12 protein-coding genes are annotated in these 18,396 nt (G+C 72.8%); 6 read left to right on the top strand and 6 right to left on the bottom strand.

Features of this window, described 5'->3' with window-relative positions; translation table 11 throughout:
- Positions 1-81 precede the first annotated feature (81 nt).
- Entirely contained in the window at positions 82-1,005 is a 924-nt protein-coding gene (locus OG823_RS05430) for a slipin family protein (RefSeq protein ID WP_371477961.1), read from the bottom strand.
- Positions 1,006-1,477: 472 nt separating this feature from the next.
- On the opposite strand from OG823_RS05430, the gene mscL reads away from it, so the two are divergent.
- The 5 genes from mscL to OG823_RS05455 all read left to right on the top strand — a co-directional run bounded on the left by mscL (position 1,478) and on the right by OG823_RS05455 (position 7,642).
- Positions 1,478-1,921, top strand: a complete 444-nt coding sequence (mscL, locus tag OG823_RS05435; RefSeq protein WP_371477962.1) for a large conductance mechanosensitive channel protein MscL — start codon at positions 1,478-1,480, stop codon at positions 1,919-1,921.
- A gap of 320 nt (positions 1,922-2,241) precedes the next feature.
- On the top strand, positions 2,242-3,030 hold the full coding sequence (locus OG823_RS05440) for a DUF6643 family protein (RefSeq protein ID WP_371477963.1): 789 nt from the start codon (positions 2,242-2,244) through the stop codon (positions 3,028-3,030).
- Positions 3,031-3,253: 223 nt separating this feature from the next.
- Complete coding sequence (locus OG823_RS05445; protein WP_371477965.1) at positions 3,254-4,138, top strand: MOSC domain-containing protein; 885 nt, start codon at positions 3,254-3,256, stop codon at positions 4,136-4,138.
- Between the two features lie 195 nt (positions 4,139-4,333).
- Positions 4,334-6,724, top strand: a complete 2,391-nt coding sequence (locus OG823_RS05450; RefSeq protein WP_371477967.1) for a right-handed parallel beta-helix repeat-containing protein — start codon at positions 4,334-4,336, stop codon at positions 6,722-6,724.
- Positions 6,725-6,835: 111 nt separating this feature from the next.
- Positions 6,836-7,642 (top strand): DeoR/GlpR family DNA-binding transcription regulator, encoded by an 807-nt coding sequence (locus OG823_RS05455; protein WP_371477969.1) that lies wholly within the window; start codon positions 6,836-6,838, stop codon positions 7,640-7,642.
- Between the two features lie 115 nt (positions 7,643-7,757).
- Here OG823_RS05455 and OG823_RS05460 read toward each other — a convergent pair whose 3' ends face one another.
- Positions 7,758-10,619 carry a hypothetical protein gene (locus OG823_RS05460; RefSeq protein ID WP_371477971.1) on the bottom strand — a complete coding sequence of 954 codons (2,862 nt, stop codon included), beginning with the start codon at positions 10,617-10,619 and terminating at the stop codon, positions 7,758-7,760.
- Positions 10,620-10,870: 251 nt separating this feature from the next.
- On the bottom strand, positions 10,871-11,974 hold the full coding sequence (locus tag OG823_RS05465; protein ID WP_371477972.1) for a PLP-dependent cysteine synthase family protein: 1,104 nt from the start codon (positions 11,972-11,974) through the stop codon (positions 10,871-10,873).
- A 266-nt stretch (positions 11,975-12,240) separates the two neighbouring features.
- On the opposite strand from OG823_RS05465, the gene OG823_RS05470 reads away from it, so the two are divergent.
- Positions 12,241-12,447, top strand: coding sequence for a hypothetical protein (locus tag OG823_RS05470; RefSeq protein WP_371477974.1), 207 nt, complete (start codon positions 12,241-12,243; stop codon positions 12,445-12,447).
- Between the two features lie 56 nt (positions 12,448-12,503).
- Here OG823_RS05470 and OG823_RS05475 read toward each other — a convergent pair whose 3' ends face one another.
- From OG823_RS05475 to OG823_RS05485, 3 genes are all read right to left on the bottom strand, one after another.
- Entirely contained in the window at positions 12,504-14,162 is a 1,659-nt protein-coding gene (locus tag OG823_RS05475) for a glycoside hydrolase family 13 protein (protein ID WP_371477975.1), read from the bottom strand.
- A 161-nt stretch (positions 14,163-14,323) separates the two neighbouring features.
- On the bottom strand, positions 14,324-17,305 hold the full coding sequence (locus OG823_RS05480; protein WP_371477977.1) for a carbohydrate-binding protein: 2,982 nt from the start codon (positions 17,303-17,305) through the stop codon (positions 14,324-14,326).
- A gap of 192 nt (positions 17,306-17,497) precedes the next feature.
- Positions 17,498-18,385 (bottom strand): carbohydrate ABC transporter permease, encoded by an 888-nt coding sequence (locus OG823_RS05485; RefSeq protein ID WP_371477979.1) that lies wholly within the window; start codon positions 18,383-18,385, stop codon positions 17,498-17,500.
- Positions 18,386-18,396: the final 11 nt, after the last annotated feature.

An 18,396-nucleotide genomic window follows, 5' to 3' on the forward strand; every position in this document is an offset into this window, starting at 1 on the left:
ACCGAACGACTCCCGGCCGGGTCGTGCTCGGACGCGTCCGCTCCGGCCGGACACGGCTGACCGGGGCCCGGACCGGGCCGGTCAGTCCGTCCGGGGGGCGTGCTCCGGCCGCGGCGGCAGGGCGGACGCCGTGGCGGCGGACGGCTCAAGCTCCGGCGCGGGCGCCGGGGCGGGAAGTCGCTCGGTCTCGGCCACCGGGGCGGGCGCGGCCACCGGCGCGGGGGCCGGAGCCGGAGCCGGGACGGCGCCCGCCATCGCCTTCGCCGCGGCGCCGTCGAAGAACCGCAGCAGCTCGACCGGGAACGGCAGCACCAGCGTGGAGTTCTTCTCCGCCGCCACCTCCACCACCGTCTGCAGCAGCCGCAACTGCATCGCGGACGGGGTGCCGTCCATCATCGCGGCCGCCTCGGAGAGCTTGGCCGCGGCCTGGAACTCGCCGTCGGCGGTGATGATCCGGGCCCGCCGCTCGCGGTCGGCCTCGGCCTGACGGGCCATCGAGCGCTTCATCGAGTCGGGCAGCGCGACGTCCTTGATCTCGACCCGGTCGATGTGCACGCCCCAGGCGACCGCCGGGCTCTCCAGCATCAGCTCCAGCCCCCGGTGCAGGTTCTCCCGGCCGGACAGCAGGTCGTCCAGTTCGCTCTTGCCGATGATGGAGCGCAACGAGGTCTGCGCGACCTGGGACATCGCGAAGGTGTAGTTCTGCACGTCCACGGTGGCCAGCACGGGATCGACCACCCGGAAGTAGACGACCGCGTCGACCCGCACGGAGACGTTGTCGCGGGTGATGCCCTCCTGTGCGGGCACCGGCATCGTGATGACCTGCACGTTGACCTTGCGCATCCGGTCCACCAGCGGGATCAGCAGGGCCGGCCCCGGCTGGCGGACCTTCGCCCGGACCCGTCCCAGCCGGAAGACCACGCCGCGCTCGTACTGCTGCACCACCCGGACCCCGGTGGCGAACCACGCCACACCCAGGGCCGCGACGACCACCAGAAACCCCATGTCGACGACCTTCCCCCTCGGCGACGCCCCTGCCGGGTCCCGATGGCCCGGTCGCGCGGGTGCGGGCCGCGACGAAAGTATGCGCCGCCGGACGGCCGCTGCCTACGGCCGGGGGGAAAGTGACGGACCGTCGGCCACGGGCCCCCGGACCACCACAGGTTCGGCCCTGACCGGTTCGGCCCTGACCGGCGCGCCGGGCCCCCGGGTCGCCACCCGGAGATCCACGCGCCCCTGCGCGCGCAGCTCCCTCTCGGGCTGCCCCGTCCGAGCACTCCGGGACGGCCGTTCGATCCCCGGGCACCTGTCCGCACGTTACGCAGATCGGGTGAACTGGGTTGGACCACACGGCCGTTGAGTGGGCAGTATGGCCGATCGGGGGCCGAGGGGCCGCCACTCTCACCAGGTCGGCCCGCCGGCGCCGGGCATCGGCGCCGCGCCGGCGCCGGCCCCGGCACACGATGGAGTCAACCCGGTGTTCAAGGGATTCCGCAGCTTCCTGCTGCGCGGGAACGTGGTGGACCTCGCGGTCGGCATCGTCATCGGCGCGGCCTTCACCGCCGTCGTCACGGGATTCGTCACCGCCTTCCTGACCCCGCTCATCGGGGTCGCGACCGGCGCGGTCGGCGACTTCACCCAGAAGACCTTCTCGGTCGCCGGTACGCGGTTCCCGTACGGCGTGTTCGTCAACGCGCTGATCGGCTTCGTGCTGGTGGCGGCCGTCATCTACTTCGCCGTCGTGGTGCCGGTCGGCAGGCTGCAGTCCCGCTTCGAATCGGCCAAGCCGACCCCGGTCGCGAAGGCCGACTGCCCGGAGTGCCTGAGCCCGGTCCCGACCGCCGCGGTGCGCTGCTCGTTCTGCACCTCGGAGCTGGTCGGCCGGACGGGATTCCCGGCCCAGGCCCTGCAGAGCCGCTGACGTCCCCACCAGCGCGAACGATCATCGGGGCCCCTCACCCGGCCACCGCCGGGGCGGGGGGCTCGGCCGCGTCCGCGCGCGCCCGCCGGATCGGGTGAACCGGCGCCCGCGCTCCCCGGCCGATCCCAGAAGGCGGACATCGGCCGGGCGAATCGTGTTCGGCCGGTCGCTCGGCGTACTCCGATGGCCTGAACTCGATGCCGAAATGTCGGATCTTGCTACTTACGAGTACTTTGTGCGAGCGAAGAGTCTGTAAACACTTGAAATGCCCACCCTTCCGCTCTCCTCAGCAGGCACATTGTGGGCTTACCGTATGCCCCATGACCTCGCCCCGCTCCTACGACGGAGTCGGCTACCCCTCTCCGTCCTTCTCCTCCGGCACGCCCATCTACGACAGCCTCGTCGCAGAACGCGGTGTCCCCCAGATCGCGCCGATCAACGTGCCGGCAGCCCTGCCGCCGGCCATGTCCTCCGGCTACGGCACGGGCCTCGCCCCGTCGTACGACCGGTACTCCACCGGGTACGAGAGCACCGGCAGCAACCTGCCCGCTCTGCCGCCCGCCCGCCTCGCGCTCGGCCCCGGGCCGAGCAGCGGCCCGGGCGCCGGCCCCGCCACCTCCTACATCCCGGCGCAGCCCGCGTACGCCTCCGCACCGCAGCCCCCGGTGCCCGGCTACGGCGGACCCCAGCAGCCGTACGTTCCCTCGCAGCGCCCCCAGGCGCCGATGCCCGGCTTCCAGCAGTCGCAGCCCGCACCCGGCCACCAGTCCGGTGGGCAGAGCTTCGGCGGCCAGAACACCTTCGCCACCGCGCCGCAGAGCGTCGGCGGCGGCCAGCCGTTCGGCGCGCAGGGCCCGCAGGGCTTCAACGGGCAGAGCTTCGGCGGCCAGCAGTCCTTCGGCGGGCAGCAGTCCTTCGGCGCCCAGTCGTTCGGTGGCCAGGGCCAGGCGGGCCAGGGCTACGCCGACCAGAGCATGGGCGGCAACCAGCTGCGCCCGGCCGCCCCGATGGCTCCGGTCCGTCCGGTGCAGCCGCAGCGCCCCGGCGGCTACGGCGACCAGGGCCAGTACACCCAGCCCGGTTACCAGTCCCAGGGCCAGGCCTACTGACCCCTGCCCCGGTCCCACCCGCACCACCTGAGCACAATCCGGCGCGATCGGCGCCGGGCGTACGGAGAAACGGGTCATCCACGGACCGTCCGGGCCGCCGCACCACGGCGTCCCGGACGGTCCGTGCGCGTTTTCCGCCCCGGCGGCGCGGCGCCCGCGCCCGGGGCGGAAAACGGCCGCCCCCACGGCCCCGGGCGGAGCCGGCCGCTGGCAGGATGGAGGCATGCCACAGTTGACCGGCCTCCACGTGTACCCCGTCAAGTCGACCTACCGGCTGAGCCCCGCGAGCGCCCGGGTGGAGCCCTGGGGCCTGGCCGGGGACCGCCGCTGGATGCTGGTCGACGCCACCGGGCGGTTCGTCAGCCAGCGGGAACGCCCGGCGCTCGGCCAACTGCGGGCCGTACCGGCCGAGGACGGCGCCCTCGCGCTCACCACCCCGGAGGGCGCCCGGACCGAAGTACCCGCCCCCGGCGCCGCCCGGGGCGACCGGCTCGCCGAGGTCGAGGTCTGGGGCACCCGCTTCCTCGCCGCGGAGGCCGACGGCAAGACCCAGGCCTGGATCGCCGAACACCTCGGCGACCTCCGCCTGGTGCATCTGGACGACCCCACCCGACGGCCCGTCGACCCGGACTACGCCGGGGCGGGGTCCTCGGTGTCGATGGCCGACGGCTTCCCGCTGCTGCTCACCACCACCGCCTCGCTGGAGCGGTTGAACGCCCTGATCGCCGAGGAGCACCCCGAGGACGGCCACCGGCCGCTGCCGATGACGCGGTTCCGCCCGAATCTCGTGGTGGACGGCACCGAGCCCTGGGAGGAGGACACCTGGCGCCGGATCCGGGTCGGCGACCTCGTCTTCCGGGTGGTCAAGCCCTGCGGTCGCTGCGTGATCACGACCACCGACCAGGAGACCGGCGAGCGGGGCGGCCGTGAGCCGCTGCGCACGCTGGCCAAGCACAACCGGCTGCTGAAGAAGGCCTCGTTCGGGCAGAACCTGATCCCCGAGCGGCCCGCCGGGGTCGGCGGTGACACCCTGGGCACCGTGCGCATCGGCGACGAGGTCACCGTCCTGGAGACCGGCCCCCGCCCGCCCGCGGGCGCGGCGGGCTGAACCGCGACGGACCCGGAACCGAATGTCTGCGCGCTCGTTAGACGCAGGCGCGACTGTCGGTCCGGCTGATCAGCGCGGGCGCGCTACGGTGGGCGGGCGGCCGCGCGCCGTGGCGCACCGCCCCGGTGCCGGCGGGTGCGCGGCGGCCGGGCGCGACGAACGTGGGCCCGACGAAGGTGGGGATGGCGGAGCGTCATGGCTGAGCACAGGGTCCGGGTCACGCAGGACAGCGCCTCCCGCTGGCGGCGGCGCGCCGGGGAGTACGAGACGCTCGCGGAGGCCCTCGCGGCCGCCGAGCCGGGCGACACCGTCACGGTCCGGCCCGGGACGTTCCGGGAGAACCTGGTCCTGGACAAGCCGGTGACCCTGGTCCCCGCCGAGGGCCCGGGCAGCGTCCGGATCGACCCGCCCTCCGGCGTCCCGCTGACCGTCACCGCCGGAGCCACCGTGCGCGGCCTGGTGATCGAGGGCAACGACAGCTCCGCCCCGGCCGTACTGGTCACCGGTCCCGACGCCACGCCGGTGCTGATCGGCTGCCGGGTGGAGACCCGTTCCGCCGCGGGGGTGGAGATCACCGACGGTGCCCGTCCCGCGCTCAGCGGCTGCCTGGTGGACAATCCCGCCGGCCTGGGCATCCGGCTGCGCGGTGCCGGTACGGCCGCCGCCTTCGAGGACTGCGAGGTGGCCTGCGCCGGGCAGGCCGGGCTGGCCGTACTCGGCGGCGCCACCGCCGCGCTGCAACGCTGCCGCCTGCACCACGCGAGCGGCGCCGGCGTGCTGATCACCGATCCGGGCAGCGCGGCCGAGCTCGTCGCCTGCGAGATCTACGAGATCCGGGGCAGTGGCGTCCAGGCCGAGGCACACGCCGACGGACGGCTCACCGACTGCGACATCCACCGGGTCACCGGCAACGGCCTCACCCTGGACAGCGAGGCCGGGCTCACCCTCACCGGCTGCCGGGTGCACGACCTGCCGGAGAACGGCGCCGACCTGCGCGGCCGGGCCCGGCTCACCCTCACCAACAGCACCATCAGGGATTTCGGGCGCGGCGCGCTGTCGGTCTGGGACGCCGGCACCACGGCGGTCGCCGAGTCCAGCGAGATCCACAGCAGCAGCGGCGACTACCCGGCGCTCTGGGTCAGCGACGGCGCCCGGCTGACGCTGACCGACTGCTCGCTGCACGACCTGCCGGACGCCCTGTTCGTGCTGGACCGCGAATCCCGGGCGACCGCGAAGGACTGCTCGTTCAGCCGGATCCGCAGCTCTGCCGTCTCGGTCAGCGGCGGCGCCACCGTCGCGCTCTCCGGCTGCCGGGTCCAGGAGGCGGGTACCGGCCTGTGGTTCCGCGACCACGGCAGCGGCGGTCTGCTCACCGACTGCGAGATCTCCGAGGTCGCCACCGGCGTGATCGTCACCAAGGGCGCCGACCCGGTGCTGCGCGACTGCACGGTGCGCGGCAGCGCCGACGCCGCGGTCTACGTCTCCGCCCAGGGGCGCGGCACCTTCGAGGACTGCCGGGTCTCGCAGGGCAAGGGCTTCGGCTTCCACATCATCGACGGCTGCCGCACCGCGCTGACCCGCTGTCGCGCCGAGCAGAACGAGCGGGCCGGCTTCGAGTTCTCCGAGCCCGGCCCGGTGGTCGAGCACTGCACCTCCGACGACGTCGCCCCCGCCCCCACCGGCGGGACGCTGCCGACTCCGCGCACCGCCCAGCTGACCAGCGCCGCCCCGCCGGCCGCGCCCGCCCTGATCACCGCGATCCCCGACTGCCGCCCGGCCGACGAGGCACTGGCCGAGCTGGACACGCTGGTGGGCCTGGCCACCGTGAAGCAGGAGGTGCGCACCCTGATCGACCTGATCTCGGTCGGCCGTCGCCGTCGGCAGGCCGGTCTCAAGGCCCCCTCGCTCCGGCGCCATCTCGTCTTCACCGGCGCCCCCGGCACCGGCAAGACCACGGTGGCCCGGCTGTACGGCGAGATCCTCGCCTCGCTGGGCGTTCTGCAACGGGGCCACCTGGTCGAGGTGGCCCGGGTCGACCTGGTGGGCGAGCACATCGGCTCCACCGCGATCCGCACCGCCGCCGCCTTCGACCGTGCCAGGGGCGGAGTGCTGTTCATCGACGAGGCGTACGCACTGGCGCCCGAGGACGGCGCCCGGGACTTCGGGCGGGAGGCGATCGACACCCTGGTGAAGCTGATGGAGGACCACCGGGACGAGGTGGTGGTGATCGTGGCGGGCTACACGCAGGAGATGGAACGCTTCCTCGGCGCCAACCCCGGCGTCTCCTCACGCTTCTCCCGCACCGTCACCTTTCCCGACTACACCGCCGACGAGCTGCTGGAGATCGCCCGCTCGCAGTGCGCCGAGCACGAGTACGCGCTCGCCGAGGCGACCGAGGGCGCGTTGCTGCACCACTTCGCCGGGCTGGAGCGCGGCCCCGGCTTCGGCAACGGGCGGACGGCCCGGCAGGTCTTCGAGACGATGGTCGAGCGGCACGCGATGCGGGTCGCCCACCTGTCCGACCCCTCCACCGAGGAGCTCCAGCTGCTCGTCCCGGCAGATCTGCCGGGGGCGGGGAACCCGTAGGGCGGTCGGCCCGCTGCGGGAGCCAGCCCGGGTGGTGCGCCCCACCCGCCGGTGAACGCCCGTGCGAGGATGGCGCTGAGCACTGACGGATCAGGGAGAGGCCGGAGCGCGATGACGGACAACAGCAATCTGCTGGCCGAGCAGCGCCGGTCGCTGATCCTCGAAGAGGTACGGCGGCACGGCGGCGTCCGGGTCAACGAACTCACCCGCCGGCTCGGCGTGTCGGACATGACGATCCGCCGCGACCTGGACGCGCTGGCCCGGGCCGGCGTGCTGGAGAAGGTGCACGGCGGAGCCGTCGCAGCCGACACGGCCCGCACCCACGAGCCCGGTTTCGAGGCGAAGTCGGCGCTGGAGCCGTCCGCCAAGGAGGAGATCGCGCGGGTCGCCGCCGCCCTGGTGGCCCCCGGTTCGGCCGTCGCGCTCTCCGGTGGCACCACGACGTACGCGCTGGCCCGGTATCTGATCGGAATCGAGGAGCTGACGGTGGTCACCAACTCCGTACCGGTCTCGGACGTCTTCGAGCAGGCCCGCCGCAGGGGCGACGGCGCCGGAGCGACGGTGGTGCTCACCGGCGGGGTCCGGACGCCGTCCGACTCCCTGGTCGGCCCGGTGGCGGACCGGACGATCCGCTCGCTCCGCTTCGACCTGCTCTTTCTCGGCGTGCACGGACTCTCCCCCAGGGCGGGTCTCTCCACCCCGAACATCGCGGAGGCGGAGACCAACCGGCAGTTCGTCGAATCGGCCGGCCGGGTGGTGGTGGTCGCCGACCACACCAAGTGGGGCGTGGTCGGCCTGTCCACCTTCGCCGAACTCGCCGAGGCCGACACCTGGGTGACCGACGCGGGCCTGCCCGCCGATGTCGCCCGCGCCGCCCGGGAGCAGCTGCGCGAGGTGGTCGTGGCCCCGGCGGGCTGAGCGGCGGACGCTCGGGAGCCGGCCTTCCGCGCTCCGCCCGGCCGAACGCCGACGGCCCCGGCCGGGCGGGTGGCTCCCGAGGGAGCGGCCTGCCCGGCCGGGGCCGTCATCGGCGTCAGTGCCTGCCGCGACGCCTCGTGGTGGCGAGGAACAGTCCGCCCACGGCGATCAGCGTGCCGGCGGCCGAGAGCAGCGGCCAGAGGCTGGTACCGGTGACCGGCAGACCACCGGGACGCGCCGCCTCGTCGGGGGTCGCCGCGGCGACCGGCATCGCCCGGGTGCCGGGGTGGTGGCCCGGCCCGGCGTCCCAGCCCCAGGTCGGCGCGGGGGTGGAGCAGTCGTCCGACGGGCTGGGACTCGGCCTCGGACTGTGGCTAGGGCTAGGGCTGTGGCTCGGGCTCGGGCTGTGGCTCGGGCTCGGGCTCGGGCTCGGGCTCGGGCTCGGGCTCGGGCTCGGGCTCGGGCTCGGGCTGTGGCTCGGACTAGGGCTAGGGCTCGGGCTCGGGCTCGGACTCGGGCTCGGGCTCGGACTCGGGCTCGGACTCGGGCTCGGACTAGGACTCGGGCTCACGTTCCGGACGGTGACCTCGGCGGTCGCCTGGTTGTTGGTCGGGTCGGAGTCGGCCGGTGTCACCGCCGTCAGCAAGGCGCTGTTGGAGAGCGTCCCGGTCTTCGTGGCCACCGCAGTTAGCGTGAGAGTGGCCTTCGCCCCCACGGCGAGGTCGCCCACCGTCCAGATGCCCGTGATCCGGTCGTAGCCGCCGGCCGACGCGGCGGCCCGCACCAGGGTGAGCCCGGCGGGGAGCGTGTCGGTGAGGACGACCCCGGTGGCGGCGTTCGGCCCCTTGTTCTCGGCCCCGACCGTGAAGACGACCTCCTGCCCGATCTGCGGGGTCGGGTCGTCCACCGTCTTGGTCGCCGCGATGTCTGTCTGCTGCACCGGGACCACCGTCGCGGAGGCCGTGTTGTTGGGCAGGACCGGGTCGGTCTGGGCGGCCGACACGACCGTGGCCGTGTCGGTCACGGCAGCGGTGCCGTCCACCCGTACGACGAACGCGAGGTGGACGGATCCGCCCACGGGCAGCGCGGGGATCGTCCACTGCCCGGTGGCGGTGTCGAACGCGGTACCGGTGTCGGGGGTGGCGGAGACGAAGGTCGAGCCGGCCGGCACCGGGTTGGAGACCACCACGGAGGAGGCCGGGTCCGGACCGTTGTTGGTGGCCGTGACCGTGAAGGTGACGTTGCCGCCGACCTGCGGCGCGGTCGGATCGGCGGTGACGGTGAGGGCGATGTCGGCGACCTGGCCCACCGTGGCGCTGGAGGGCGCCGAGGTGACGCTCTGTCCGATCGCGGTCTGGCCGGTGGCCGTCGCCGTGTTGGTGAAGGTGCCGGTGGCCGCCAGGTCGTCGGCGGTGAGCAGATGGCTACCGGTGCAGACCGTGCTCTCCCCGGGGGCCAGCACCGAGACCGGGCACGTGATCGTGCCCGGCGGCGGGCTGATCAGCGGATCCTGGACCGCGATGGTGGAGACCGTCGCGCCACCGGTGTTGGTGATCGTGAACGAGTAGTCGACGGTCTGCCCGGCGACCTGCGGTGCCGGGGTGACCACCTGCTTGGTCAGGCTCAGTGAGGAGACCAGCGGCACCGTCACCGAGGAGGGGCCGGAGTTGACACCCGAGCCGTTGGAGTCGCCGGCGGTGGCGGTGGCGGTGTTCACCACCTTGCCGGCGGTGACGTCGGCGGCCGTCACGGTGTAGGTGCCGGTGCACACCACCGAACTGCCCTGTGCGGGGGACGGCGGCAGGGTGGTGGACGGGCAGCTGACCGGGGCGAGCCGGTCGTCGGTGACCTGCAGCCCCGTCAGGGTGTCGAGCCCGGCGTTCGTCACCACGTACTGGTACGGGATGACGGTGCCGGCCGTGATCTCGGCGGGCAGCGGGGCGCCGGTGCGGTCGACCTGCTTGACCAGGTCGAGGCGGTTCAGCGGCACGATGGTCGACGCGTTCACGTTGCGGATCAGGTGCACGTCGGTGCTGCCGCCGGTGGAGGCGCTGAAGCCGAACTTGTACGTCGACGGCAGCCCGGAGGGCGCCGGGCGGTCGAGCACCTGCTGCCAGCCGCCGCCGTCCTGGAAGTCGATCTGGACGATCACGTGCGACGCGGGCGCCGGGGTGATCTGCACGTTCACCAGGCGCTTGGCGACGGTCGGGTCGGTGGTGCCGAACGCGGCGCTGAGCGTGCCCGACAGGGTCGAGGCGTACCGGGTCGGGTCCGCCGTCGGGGTGGTGGTGGAGCCGAGGTAGCAGTAGCCGGAGGTGCCGGCGCCGGGGCCGCGCAGGGTGACCACGTTGGGCGCCACCGGCCCGTCCACCTTGACCGGCGACTGCTGCCCGACCGGGCAGTCGGCACCGCGCATCTCCCCGTCGTTGAAGAAGTTCCCGTACGCGTCCAGGCCGACGCCCAGGTATCCGCCGACGACCCCGGGCGCGAGGTTGCGCTGGGCGTAGCCGAGGCTGCCGCCGTCCGCACCCTGGCCGTCCAGCGGTGTCGCGCCGTCGACCAGGTAGAAGCCGATGCCGTCGCCCGGCGCCGCCGTCCCCGCGTACTGGTACTGCTCGAAGGTCACCGAGAGTCCGGCCGAGGCCGGGACCGGACGGCGGTAGAGCACGGCGCCGCCCACGAAGCCGCTGGCGTCGTTCAGCTGGAGGTAGCCGGGCGTCACGCCCGGTACGGGGGGCGGGCCCTGGCCGCCGGCCGGGCAGGACGGGATCTGGGCGGCGTCGGGCGTCGGGCTACTGCCGAGCGGCGCACCGGTCAGGCAGGTACGGCCGAGCGGCTCCCAGGCCGGATCGGGCACCGCCGAGCCCTGGAACGTCTCGTTCACGATCACGGTGCCCCCGGTGGGCGGCGCCGCCAGGGCCTCGGTCGCCGCAGGGGGCCCGGCTCCCAGTACTCCGAGGATCAGTATCCCCACCACGACGGTGCTCGTCCTCCGCAGTCGTCGCCCGTACCGTGATTTCACAACCGACTCCTCGCGATCCGCCACCGGGGTGCTCCACCCGGTGGTCCGAGCCGCCGGGAGGACCAGCTTGGGTCGGGAGGATCGGAGAGGCTGCCGAGTGCGCCGCCCGTGGGCGTGTCAGACGGACCGTCCGACCCGTCGCGACCGGCCCGGGCGGGCGGCCCGCGCAGGAGCCGCGGCCGCGGGACCGCCGGCCCTAGGGGCCGTCAGCCGGTCCAGGGCCCGCCCGCCAGAAAGGCCGTCAGCCGTTCGCGGTAGGGCTCGATGTCGATGTCCTGGCCGGCCAGCCACTCGTCGGAGTAGTACTTGTCGAGGTAGCGGTCGCCCGGGTCGCAGATCAGTGTGACGACGCTGCCGCTCTCCCCCGCGTCGCGCAGCTCGGCGACGATCCGCAGCGCGCTCCAGAGGCCGGTGCCGCTGGAGGCGCCCGCCTTCTTGCCGAGCACCTGCTCCAGGACCCGGACGGTGGCGATCGACGCCGCGTCCGGGACCTTCATCATCCGGTCGACGGCGCCGGGCACGAAACTCGGCTCCATCCGCGGCCGGCCGATGCCCTCGATCCGCGAACCGCTGTCGCAGACGGCGTCCGGGTCGTGCTCGACCCAGCCCTGGAAGAAACAGGAGTTCTCCGGGTCGGCGACACAGATCCGGGTGTCGAACTGCGAGTAGCGGACGTAACGGGCGATCGTCGCGGACGTCCCGCCGGTGCCCGCCGTGGCGACGATCCAGGCCGGTTCGGGGTGCGGCTCCAGGCGCAGCTGAGCGAAGATCGACTCGGCGATGTTGTTGTTGCCGCGCCAGTCGGTGGCCCGCTCGGCATAGGTGAACTGGTCCATGTAGTGGCCGCCGCTCTCCTCGGCGAGCCGGGCGGCGACGTCGTAGACCTCGCAGGCGGAGTCGACCAGGTGGCAGCTGCCGCCGTGGAACTCGATCAGGTCGATCTTGGCCCGGCTGGTGGACTTGGCCATCACCGCGATGAACGGGACCCCGATCAGGCCCGCGAAGTACGCCTCGGAGACGGCGGTCGAACCGCTGGAGGCCTCGATGACGGGCTTGCCCGGGCGGATCCAGCCGTTGCAGAGGCCGTAGAGGAAGAGCGAGCGGGCGAGCCGGTGCTTGAGGCTGCCGGTGGGGTGGGTGGACTCGTCCTTGAGGTAGAGGTCGATGCCCCAGTGCGCGGGGAGCGGGAAGCGCAGCAGGTGCGTGTCGGCCGAGCGGTTGGCGTCGGCCTGGACCTTGCGCACGGCCTCCTTGAGCCAGCTCCGGTAGGCGGCATCGGACCGGTCCACGTCCAGGGTCTCGGTGTTCATCGCAACTCTCCTCACTGGGGGCGCAGCGGCCTCGGAGGTGTGCCCGCGTCACACCCGCACCGAGTGTAACAGTCGACTACGATAAGTGACTGTTACTGCGAATCCAGCTTCCGCTTATCGCCCCGTAACATCCGCGTGGGTCGCCGTAACGCGTGCGACCGAACAGCCACCCAACGGCCATCGGAAAGTGACCTGCCTGCAAAACCTTCGTCATGACGGCCGGTCATCCTTGAGGTCATAGGAAGTCAACGATGAGGAGCCCGACAATGAGCGACTACTCCGTACTCGTCGCAGCGCTGGCCCAGTTCCACACGGACGCCGACAGCGGCACCGGTCCGCCGCCGCGCATCTCCGACCACGAGGCCGACCGGCTCGCCGGCATGGCAACCGGTGACGCCGTGCAGACCGAGCACCGTCGGCGGGGCACCGCCCTGCTGCGCCGCCCCTTCGGCCGCCGGCCGTCCTTCGCCTGACCGCGGGCTGCCGCCGTACGAGACGGCGGCAGCGGATGACGCGGGCCGGCAGCGGGTCAGCCGGTCGTGAACCAGACACAGGCGTCCGTGGGGAGCGCGTGTTCCCCGAGGGAGCCGACGACGAGCGGTGAGCTGCTGAGCAGGACGACGGAGTCCTGCGGCAGCGCAACCGGTGCGTCGGAGAGATTGACCAGGCAGCAGAAGCCGCCGTCCCGCTCGAAGGAGAGCGTGCCCGGCCCGGCCTCCACCCAGCTCAGCGTCTCGGTGAGCGCGGTGAGCCGCTCCCGGCGCAGTGCCAGCGCCTCCCGGTAGAGCGTCAGCGCCGACCCCGGGTCGGCCAGCTGCGCCGCCACACTCAGATCGGCCCACTGCGCGGGCTGCGGCAGCCACGGCGTGCCGGTCGCGCCGGCCGGCGAGAAGCCCAGCGAGCCGGGCTCCCGCGACCACGGCAGTGGCACCCGGCAGCCGTCCCGACCGCGGTCGACGCCCTGGGAGCGGACGAAGGTCGGGTCCTGGATCAGGTGATCGGGGATCTCCTGCACCTCGGGCAGGCCCAGCTCGTCACCCTGGTAGACGTACACGCCACCGGGCAGCGCCAGCGTGAGCATTGCGGCTGCCCGCGCCCGACGCCGGCCGAGCGCCTGGTCGCTCGGGTCGCCGAGCCGCTTGGCCCCCATGTCGAACGAGGTGTCCTCGCGGCCGTACCGGGTGACGTGCCGGATGGTGTCGTGGTTGGAGAGCACCCAGGTGGGCGGCGCGCCGACCGGCGCGTGCGCGGCGAGGGTGGTGTCCACCACCGCGCGTAGCGCGTCGGCCTCCCAGGCGCAGCAGAGGAACTCGAAGTTGAAGGCGGAGTGCAGCTCGTCCGGGCGCAGGTAGCGGGCGAACTGGGCGGGCGTGGGGAGCCACACCTCGCCGACGAAGGTGCGCTCACCGTCGTAGGAGTCGGAGATCTTGCGCCAGCTGCGGTAGATGTCGTGGACGTCGTCGCAGTCCTGGTAGGGGAGGTCGGTCGGGTCCGGGTCGGCGCCGACGTCCGGCAGGCCGGGCTTCTTGGCCAGGCCGTGCGCGACGTCGATCCGGAAGCCGTCGACGCCCCGGTCCAGCCAGAACCGCAGGACGGACTCGAACTCGGTCCGTACCTCGGCGTGCTCCCAGTTCAGGTCGGGCTGCTCCGGCGCGAACATGTGCAGGTACCAGGGGCCGGGCGTGCCGTCGGCCTCGGTGATCCTGGTCCAGGCGTTGCCGCCGAAGTACGACTGCCAGTCGTTGGGGGGCAGTTCACCCTGCTCGCCCCGGCCGGGGAGGAACCAGAACCGCTCCCGCTCCGGGGAGCCCGGCCCGGCCGCCAGTGCCTGCCGGAACCAGGTGTGCTGGTCGGAGCAGTGGTTGGGGACCAGGTCGACGATCACCCGCAGGCCCAGGCCATGGGCCTCGGTGATGAGCTGCTCCGCCTCGGCGAGGGTTCCGAACAGCGGGTCGATGTCGCGGTAGTCGGCGACGTCGTAGCCGCCGTCGGCCATCGGGGAGAGGTACCAGGGATTGAACCAGAGCGCGTCGGCGCCGAGATCCCGCAGATAGGGCAGGCGGTCACGGACCCCGGCGAGATCCCCCACGCCGTCGCCGTTGCCGTCGGCGAAGCTGCGCACGTAGATCTGGTAGATCGCGGCGTGCCGCCACCAGGCGGTGGTGGCGCGGGCGTTGGTGTCGGGCACGGTGGTCTCTCCTGTGCTGTTCGGAAGCGGGGCCCCGCGCTGAGGCGGGGCCGGTGCGCGGGGCCGGTCGCGCGGCCCGGTCCGCGCCGCCGTGCGGGGCGACGCGGACCGGGCCTGGGTGTGGCCGGCACTGCGGGGGTGGAAGCGGACGGCGGGCTGGTTCACCAACCGGTGTTGCCGGTACCCCGGTTGACGGTGAAGGTACCGCTGAGGCTGAGGCCACCCGTGGCGGCGCCGCTGACGGCGACCCCGGAGAAGCTGCCGGAGCCGTTGGAGATGATCTCCACGCCGTACGCGCCGGTGTTCTGGATCCTCACGTTCCTGACCGTCAGGTTGGTGATGGTCTTCTGGTACGAGAGCAGCATGCCGCTGTAGGTGCTGTCGAGGATGTCGAGGTCCTGGACGAGCACGGGGGCGGTGATGTCGGAGCTGTCCGCGTAGATCCACAGCGCGCCGAACCGGCTGTTCCAGTTGGGCTCCAGCCCGCCGGTGCGCTGGAGGGTGTTGCGCTGCACCGAGGTCGTGCCGCTGAACGGCACCGGCGCGAAGCGGCTGCTGATCGCGATGCCGGCCGAGCCCGTGACGGTGTCGGCGAGCACGTTGTCCTCGGCGCGGTTGGCGTTGCCGCCGTAGATGCCGACGGCGTTGGCGAGCAGCGGGGACTGGACGGTGTCGAAGCGGAACGCGCAGTTGCTGACCGCCTGGCCCTCGGAGTACATCGCCAGGCCGTCGTCGCCGGTGTTGCGCACACTGGTGTTCCACACCTGGGTGTCGGTGGTGCCCTTGTGCAGGTTGACGCCGTCCGCGAAGGTGTCCCGGATCCGCAGGCCGTCCACGAACAGGCCGTTGGTGGGCGCGTCGATCCAGAGTCCGACCTTGGTGTGCTCGATCCAGACGTCCTGGATGGTCGAGCCGTTGCCGAAGTCACCCTCGATGCCGGCGTCGAAGTTGGCGTCGTCCCGGTAGGAGACGTCACCGGCGATCGTCAGGTCCTGCACGGTGTTGGTGCCGCCCTGGCCGAACAGTCCGCCCTTGCCGTTCAGTCCCTTGAGCGTGGTGGCCCACTCGCCGGCGCCGCGCAACGCGATGCCGGTCAGGTTGACGTGCCCGGAGATGTTGAACGTCCCGGCGGGCAGCCACAGGCCCTTGCCCTGGGACTTCGCGGTGGCCACCGCGTTGTTGAGCGCGGCGGTGTCGTCGCTGCCGTCGTCGGCGGTGACACCGAGGGTGGTGGCCGAGACGAAGCCGGAGGCGGGCATGGTCTGCGCGGCGGCGGACTGCTCGGTCTCCAGCAGGTCCAGGGTGTAGGAGGCGGCGGTGTCCGTCGCGTCCTTCTGGAACTTCAGCACCGTCCCGGCCGGGAAGTTGCCGACGACCTGGCGGGTCTCGTCGAAGAAGTGGTGCCCCGAGCCCTGTGAGGGGTCGTTGTTGTACGGGTAACCGCCGTACACCCAGCTGTACTTGGAGCTGAGGTCGAGATCCCGGAGTTGGGTCCCGTTGGCGTACAGGCTGAGCGTGGCGGCGGTGCCGGTGCCCGCCGCGTTGTCCGGGATCGAGTAGCGCAGGGTCAGCGCGTTGGCGGGCTTGGTCAGCGTGAACTGGACGTACTCGCCGGTGCTGTCGAGCACGACGGCCTTGCGGCCGGAGGCCTCCGCCGCGACGGTGAGGTAGGTCCGGTCCGGTCCGGTGGTGGAGGCGTTGGTGGCGCCGTCCTCCGCCTCGTACGCCGTGTAGGGGACGGTGGCGCCCCGGGCCGCGTCGGTGGTCGAGCCGGTGACGGTGATGCCGTCCAGGTCGGGGCTGCCGCCGTCGCCCGCTTCGGTCCGCAGGGTCACGGTGTTGAGGCCGGCCCGCAGCTGGGTGGTCACGCTGACGGTGCTCCAGGCACCGGCGGTGCCGGGCAGCGCGAGCTGCTGCACCTTCAGGCCGTTGGCCGTGAGGGTGACCGAGGCGGCGCCCGTACCGGCGGTGCGATAGCGCACGGCCACCGGGTAGCCGGTCGCGGTGGGGGCGTTCACCGAGAAGACGGCGCGGGCGCCCTGCGCGGCGAAGCCCGTGAGGTAGCCGCTACCGGTGAAGCCGGCGGCGGCGGTGCTGACGGCGGGGCCGCCGGAGAAGAACGCGTCCTCGGCCTGGTGGGTGAGGGCCCCGGCGGGAGGCGGTGTGGTGGCCGGCGGCGAGGTCGGCGGTGCGGTCGGGGTGCCGGACGAACTCGGGGTGGTGACGGTGATGTTGTCGAGGTTGATGTTGCCGCTGTCGGCGGTGGTGAAGGTCAGCGCGACGCTGTTGGCCCCGGCCGCGAAGGTGACGGCCTGGTCACTCGTCCCCCAGGTGTCCCAGTTCGCCGTCGCCGGCAGGCTCACCTGACGTACCTTCGCACCGTTCACGAACAGGCTCAGCGTCATCGCCGCGCCCGTCCCGTTCGCGTACCGGATCCGCACGTTGCCGTTGCCCGCGGCCGCCGACTGCACCGCGAACGCCGTCGACGCGTTGCCCTTGTTCCCGTCGGTGAACCCGCCGACGAAACCCGAACCGGTGAAACCCGAGTGGTCGCTGCCGACCACGGCCCCGCCGGTGAGCGAGGCCGACTCCGCCTCGATCTGGCCGGTGGTCGGCGGCGGCGTGCTGCTGTCCGGGGTGGTGGCGGTGATGTTGTCGAGGTTGATGTTGCCGCTGTCGGCGGTGGTGAAGGTCAGCGCGACGCTGTTGGCCCCGGCCGCGAAGGTGACGGCCTGGTCACTCGTCCCCCAGGTGTCCCAGTTCGCCGTCGCCGGCAGGCTCACCTGACGTACCTTCGCACCGTTCACGAACAGGCTCAGCGTCATCGCCGCGCCCGTCCCGTTCGCGTACCGGATCCGCACCGTCCCCGCGCCGGCGGCCGCCGACCGCACCGCGAACGCCGTCGACGCGTTGCCCTTGTTCCCGTCGGTGAACCCGCCGACGAAACCCGAACCGGTGAAACCCGAGTGGTCGCTGCCGACCACCGCCCCGCCGGCGAGTGCGGAGGACTCCGCCTCGACCACGGTGGTCGCGGCATGGGCGGAGGGCGTGACACCCCAGAGGGCGACCGCGCCGATCATCGACATCAGGACGGGCAGCGCCAGCCGGGCGCGCCGGCGGGGGTTGATCGGAGAAACTGACACGGAGTGTCCTTCCCGGCATCGTTGCCGAGTGTGGGGGTGGGGCATGGGTGGGGGACCCGTCGCGCGGCAGCCGCGCGACGGGTTTGCGCCGTACCTGGGTGGGGGCGGGGCTCAGGAGTGGGGTTCCGGGGGCGGGGGCCCGAGGATGCGGCTCCGGGGCGGGGGCCCGAGGATGCGGCTCCGGGGCGGGGCTCAGCCCTTGAGGCTTCCGGCGGTCAGACCTGCCAGGATGTGGCGCTGGAAGATCAGGAACAGCACCAGCAGCGGGATGCTGGCCATCACCATGCCGGCCAGCAACTGGTTGGCGGGCATGTCGATCGCGAGCCGGTTGAGTGCGACGGTGATCGGCTGCCGGGCCGGATCCGGCAGGACGAGCATCGGCCAGAGGAAGTCCTTCCAGACCCCGACCACCGCGAAGATCGAGACCACCGCGAGCACCGGCCGCGACAGCGGCAGCACCACCGAGACGAGCACCCGTACGGTGCCCGCGCCGTCGATCCGGGCGGAGTCCAGCAGTTCGGCCGGGATCTGGTCGAAGAATCGCTTGAGGATGAAGATGTTGAACGCGTTGGCGGCGGCAGGGAGCCACACCGCGAACGGGGTGTTGATCAGGTTGACGTGCAGCAGCGGGACGTCCACCACCGTGAGGTAGGTCGGCACCAGCAGCGCGGAGACCGGCAGCATCAGCGTCGCCAGCATCATCCCGAGCACCACGTTGCCGAGCACCGGCCGCAGCTTGGAGAGCGCGTACGCGGCGGACACGTCCACCAGCAGCTGGAACGCCCAGGCCCCGGCCGCCAGCACGAGCGTGTTGAGGAAGTAGTGCCCGAGCCCGACGCTCGACCAGGCGTCGGCGTAGCTCCCCGGATGCCAGCTGTGCGGCAGCAGGGTGGGAGCGGGCTGGGCGAGTTCGGCGGAGGACTTGAGCGCGCCGGACGCCATCCAGTACAGCGGGAAGACGAACGCGGCGGTGAAGCTCACCAGGGTGGCGACGAGCACGAACCGGTAGATGAAGCGTCCGGCGCGGCGGCTCATCTCGGCCGGCGCGACGAGGGTTCGGACAGCGGTTTCGGCAGCCATGGGAGTTCCTC

The sequence above is a fragment of the Kitasatospora sp. NBC_00315 genome (genome assembly GCF_041435095.1).
In the GTDB taxonomy this organism is placed as follows: Bacteria; Actinomycetota; Actinomycetes; order Streptomycetales; family Streptomycetaceae; genus Kitasatospora.